We start from the raw sequence: 4,761 nt of genomic DNA, 5'->3' as shown, positions 1-4,761 counted from the left end.
GAGAAGAAAACATGAAGGTCAACCCCTCCGTCAAGCCCATCTGCGACCACTGCAAGGTCATCCGCCGCCACGGCCGCGTCATGGTGATCTGCAAGAGCAACCCGCGCCACAAGCCGCGCCAGGGCTGAGATCCGGCTTGGTGGAGGCCGCGCGCGCCGCGGCATCCACTCTCCACAACTGAATACGAACCTCAGGCAGGATCAGAACCCGTTCGCGGGGGACACCTCGGGCGGAGGCCCGGGCACCGATCCTGCTCCACACCTCCACTCACTCTCAGGAGAACCGCATGGCACGTCTTGCCGGCGTTGACATCCCGCGCGACAAGCGCGTGGTGATCGCCCTCACGTACATCTACGGCGTGGGCCGTACCCGCTCGAACGAGATCCTCAAGGCGACGGAGATCGACGAGAACATCCGCGTCAAGGACCTCACCGACGACCAGCTCGTCGCGCTCCGCGACTACATCGAAGGCAACTACAAGGTGGAGGGTGACCTCCGTCGCGAGGTCGCCGCCGACATCCGCCGCAAGGTCGAGATCGGTTCCTACGAGGGCCTGCGCCACCGCCGCGGCCTCCCGGTGCGCGGTCAGCGCACGAAGACGAACGCCCGTACCCGCAAGGGCCCGAAGCGCACCGTCGCCGGCAAGAAGAAGGCGCGCTAAGGCGCGGCCCCCAGGGTTTAGGAGAGCAAAGCAATGGCACAGGCCAAGTCCGCCGCGCGCAAGCCGCGCCGCAAGGAGAAGAAGAACATCGCGCTGGGCCAGGCCCACATCAAGTCGACGTTCAACAACACGATCGTCTCGATCACCGACCCGTCGGGCGCCGTCATCAGCTGGGCGTCGTCGGGTGGCGTGGGCTTCAAGGGCTCGCGCAAGTCGACGCCGTACGCCGCCGGCATGGCCGCGGAGTCCGCTGCCCGCCAGGCGCAGGAGCACGGCGTCAAGAAGGTCGACGTCTTCGTCAAGGGTCCGGGCTCGGGCCGCGAGACCGCGATCCGCTCGCTGACGGCTGCCGGCCTCGAGGTCGGCTCCATCCAGGACGTGACGCCGCAGGCCCACAACGGCTGCCGTCCGCCCAAGCGCCGCCGCGTCTGACATTCCGAAGCCGGGACACCGTCATGGTGTCCCGGCTACGGCACGCTTACGGATGCCTCGGCCCGAGGCATCCCGATCAAAACTCAACACCTCACTCACCGCACGTGTCATATAGCGGGCACGTGATCGAAAGGAACACATAGTGCTCATCGCACAGCGTCCCACTCTGACCGAGGAGAAGATCGGGGAGTTCCGCAGCCGTTTCGTCGTCGAGCCGCTGGAGCCTGGCTTCGGCTACACGATCGGCAACGCACTGCGTCGCAGCCTCCTGTCGTCGATCCCCGGCGCAGCCGTGACGTCGATCCGCATCGACGGCGTCCTCCACGAGTTCAGCACCATTCCCGGTGTCAAGGAGGATGTCACCGAGATCATCCTCAACATCAAGCAGCTGGTCGTCTCCAGCGAGCGCGACGAGCCCATCACCGCGTACCTGCGCAAGACCGGCGCCGGTGAGGTCACCGCTGCCGACATCTCGGCTCCGGCCGGTGTCGAGGTGCACAACCCCGAGCTCGTCATCGCGACGCTCAACGACACCGCGAAGTTCGAGCTCGAGCTCACCATCGAGCGCGGCCGTGGCTACGTGTCGGCGACGCAGAACCGCAACGAGTACGCCGAGGCGGGCCAGATCCCGGTCGACTCGATCTACTCGCCGGTCCTGAAGGTCTCGTACCGCGTCGACGCGACGCGTGCGGGCGAGCGCACCGACTTCGACAAGCTCGTGCTGGACGTCGAGACCAAGCCGTCCATCACCCCGCGCGACGCCGTCGCGTCGGCCGGTCGCACGCTGACCGAGCTGTTCGGCCTGGCCCATGAGCTCAACGTCGAGGCCGAGGGCATCGAGATCGGCCCGGCGCCGGTCGAGACCGTCCTCTCGAACGAGCTGTCGATGCCGATCGAGGACCTCGACCTGTCGGTCCGCTCGTACAACTGCCTCAAGCGCGAGGGCATCAACACCGTGTCGGAGCTCGTCGCCCTCTCGGAGACGCAGCTCATGAACATCCGCAACTTCGGTCAGAAGTCGGTCGACGAGGTGCGCGACAAGCTCATCTCGCTCGGTCTGTCGCTGAAGGACTCGGTCCCCGGGTTCGACGGCGCGCACTTCTACGGCGGCTACGACGACGAGACCGTCTGATCCCTCTGATCGACTTTTCACACTGGAGTAATTGAGATATGCCCAAGCCCACCAAGGGTCCCCGCCTCGGAGGCGGCCCCGCCCACGAGCGCCTGCTGCTTGCGAACCTCGCCGCTGCGCTGTTCACGCACAAGTCGATCAAGACGACCGAGACGAAGGCCAAGCGCCTGCGTCCGCTCGCCGAGCGCCTGATCACGTTCGCCAAGCGCGGCGACCTGCACGCGCGTCGTCGCGTGCTGTCGGTCATCGGTGACAAGGAAGTCGTGCACGTCCTGTTCACCGAGATCGCGCCGCTGGTCGCGGACCGTGAGGGCGGCTACACCCGCATCACCAAGGTCGGCAACCGCAAGGGCGACAACGCGCCCATGGCCGTCATCGAGCTCGTCCTCGAGCCCGTGACCAAGAAGCCGTCGGCGAAGAAGGCCGCTGCCGCCAAGACCGCGCCCGTCGCCGAGGAGGCCCCGGTCGAGGAGGCTCCCGCCGAGGAGACCGCCGAGACCGAGGTCGAGGCCGGCGCCGAGTCGCAGGAGGAGGGCGCAGCCGCTGAGGCTGCCGCCGAGGAGGCCGTCGAGGCCCCCGCCGAGGAGAAGTCCGAGTGATCGGATAGCCGGGCCCCCGTGCCCGGCAGGCCGTGGCAGTGATGCCCGGCCACCCTTGCACCGCGAGACCCGTCACCCGTCAGGGTGGCGGGTCTCGCTGCATTGCGGGGGATACCCGGGGTCGAGGCGTCTCATCTCGCTCGGTCGTCTCCGCCCGACGATAGAGGGCACCGGACACCGAGCGGAGCGCTCCCGCGCAGACGGAACGTCCGTTCTGCCGGGACTCGCGCGCGAGGTCAGCCTTCGGCGTCGAGCCTCGCCTGCTGCAGCCGCAGGAAGAGCTCCGCGCGCTCGTGCCGCTCCTCTGCGAGACGCGCGACGGCGGCGGCCACGGTGTCGGCGAAGATGCGTCCGCCCGCCTCGCCCGGGTGGATGCGGTCGCCAGCGAGCAGGTCCTCGTGCGGGGCGATGGCTGCCGCCCAGTCGGCGACGACGACGTTCGGTCGCGCCGCGGCGAAGGCCTGCAGGTCGGCGTTGACTCCGGGGATCCAGTCGCGGGGCGCGTACGCATTCACGAGCACGAGGCTGCGGTCGGGGCCCAGGTCGGCGGCGATGCGGTCGAGCGCGTCGTGGTCGACCGGTCCGTTGGTGCCGAGCGCGACGACGACGTAGGGGCGCAGGCGGCCTTCGTCCGCGAGAGCCTCGATGATGCGGGGGCCGGCGCGCATGGGGCGAGACACCTCGGCGTCGACCTCGATGCCCGGCATCCGTTCGATGAGCCCGCTCGCCGAGGCCAGCATGACGGAGTCGCCGACGGCGGTGATCTCGTCTCCGGGCACCGTGCCGTCGTCGGGTGCGGAGGTGGCTGCGGGGGTCGGGCTGACCTCCGGCGAGATGCGTGCCCGCTCGAGGGCGCGCCGCCCGGCCTCGACGGCGGTCTCGGCGCTGGACTCGTCGGGGGCGGCGGCCAGGGCGGCTCCCGTGCCGGCCAGCACCAGCACACCCGCCAGCGCGGCGCCGAGCACCCGCAGCCGTGCACGCGGACCGCCCTGCAGGCGGCGCCACAGAGCGCGCGTGGAGGCGCGGAACCCGTTCCGGCGCACCGGCGTCTCGACGTACCGGTACGACAGGGCGGATGCCGCGAGCGTCAGCGCGAGCACCCCGAGGCCGATCGGCACCGGCACGACCGCGGTCGTGGTGGCTCCCTGCAGCACAGCCCTGGCCCGGACGAGCAGGGGCCAGTGCCCCAGGGAGATGCCGTACGAGCGGTCGCCCACCCAGCGCATCGGCGGGGCGTCCATCGCGCGACCGAACCGGGCTCCCGGCCAGACGCCCGCGGTGATCGCGACGGCGCTCAGCACGCTCGCGGCGAGGAGCGCGCCGGGGAAGGCGGCGGCCGATCCGGCGGTCGGCATCGCGGCGAGGACGATGATGCCGACGAGTGCGAGCACGCCGGCGGCGCCCGCGACCCGGCGTGCGATCAGGGTGCGCGTCCAGTGCGGGCGGGTGGCGGCATCCTGAGACGATTCCGGTGACCGGAGCAGCGGCACCAGCAGGAACGCCAGACCCACGCCCAGCAGCAGGCCGAAGGCGTGCGTGTCGGTGCCGAAGTACGCGCGGGTGAGGTCGCCGCCACGAGACGCCACGACGCCCATCCAAGCGGCCGAGGCGGCGGCCAAGGCGAAGGCCGCGGCAGCGCGGCCCCACGTGCGCGGCAGCATGAGGAAGAGCGGGAGGATCAGCGGCCAGAGCACGTAGAACTGCTCTTCGACGGCCAGCGACCAGAAGTTGCGGAACAGCTCGGGCGCGGCGGCCGAGAAGTACCCCCCGCCGCCGGCGATCGACAGCCAGTTGGAGCTGAACGTCGCTGCCCCCAGCACCTGCGCGTCCACGTCCACGAGGACGTCGCCGCCGACGAGCCACGCCAGCGTCGAGCACACCGCCACGACGAGAGCCAGCGCGGGCAGCAGGCGCCGGGCGCGGCGCTGCCAGAAGCG

At 70.2% G+C, this 4,761-nt stretch carries 6 protein-coding genes; 5 read left to right on the top strand and 1 reads right to left on the bottom strand.

The genetic code is table 11. The features are described 5' to 3' along the window. Positions 1-11 precede the first annotated feature (11 nt). From rpmJ to rplQ, 5 genes are all read left to right on the top strand, one after another. On the top strand, positions 12-128 hold the full coding sequence (gene rpmJ / locus ACTHNQ_RS08170) for a 50S ribosomal protein L36 (protein WP_440332679.1): 117 nt from the start codon (positions 12-14) through the stop codon (positions 126-128). A gap of 158 nt (positions 129-286) precedes the next feature. Beyond that, on the top strand, positions 287-661 hold the full coding sequence (rpsM, locus tag ACTHNQ_RS08165) for a 30S ribosomal protein S13 (protein ID WP_018171469.1): 375 nt from the start codon (positions 287-289) through the stop codon (positions 659-661). Between the two features lie 33 nt (positions 662-694). After that, the gene (rpsK, locus tag ACTHNQ_RS08160) at positions 695-1,093 is read left to right on the top strand and encodes a 30S ribosomal protein S11 (protein WP_018171470.1); all 399 of its coding nucleotides are present in this window, start codon (positions 695-697) and stop codon (positions 1,091-1,093) included. A 142-nt stretch (positions 1,094-1,235) separates the two neighbouring features. Beyond that, entirely contained in the window at positions 1,236-2,225 is a 990-nt protein-coding gene (locus tag ACTHNQ_RS08155) for a DNA-directed RNA polymerase subunit alpha (RefSeq protein ID WP_440332676.1), read from the top strand. Between the two features lie 38 nt (positions 2,226-2,263). Next, complete coding sequence (rplQ, locus tag ACTHNQ_RS08150) at positions 2,264-2,824, top strand: 50S ribosomal protein L17 (RefSeq protein ID WP_440332674.1); 561 nt, start codon at positions 2,264-2,266, stop codon at positions 2,822-2,824. Between the two features lie 236 nt (positions 2,825-3,060). On the opposite strand, the gene ACTHNQ_RS08145 is transcribed toward rplQ, so the two are convergent. Further along, positions 3,061-4,761: acyltransferase family protein (locus ACTHNQ_RS08145; protein ID WP_440332672.1), on the bottom strand; the 1,701-nt coding region annotated here is incomplete at its 5' end.

Origin of the sequence: Microbacterium sp. (assembly GCF_051953575.1) — a bacterium.
GTDB lineage: Bacteria > Actinomycetota > Actinomycetes > Actinomycetales > Microbacteriaceae > Microbacterium.
This window is presented reverse-complemented; position numbering and strand designations above follow the sequence as displayed.

Excerpts from the sequence above, each read along its gene's own strand:
- rpmJ (WP_440332679.1), top strand. The coding sequence starts at position 12 with ATGAAGGTCAACCCCTCCGTCAAGCCCATCTGCGACCACTGCAAGGTC.
- rpsM (WP_018171469.1), top strand. The coding sequence starts at position 287 with ATGGCACGTCTTGCCGGCGTTGACATCCCGCGCGACAAGCGCGTGGTG.
- rpsK (WP_018171470.1), top strand. The coding sequence starts at position 695 with ATGGCACAGGCCAAGTCCGCCGCGCGCAAGCCGCGCCGCAAGGAGAAG.
- rplQ (WP_440332674.1), top strand. The coding sequence starts at position 2,264 with ATGCCCAAGCCCACCAAGGGTCCCCGCCTCGGAGGCGGCCCCGCCCAC.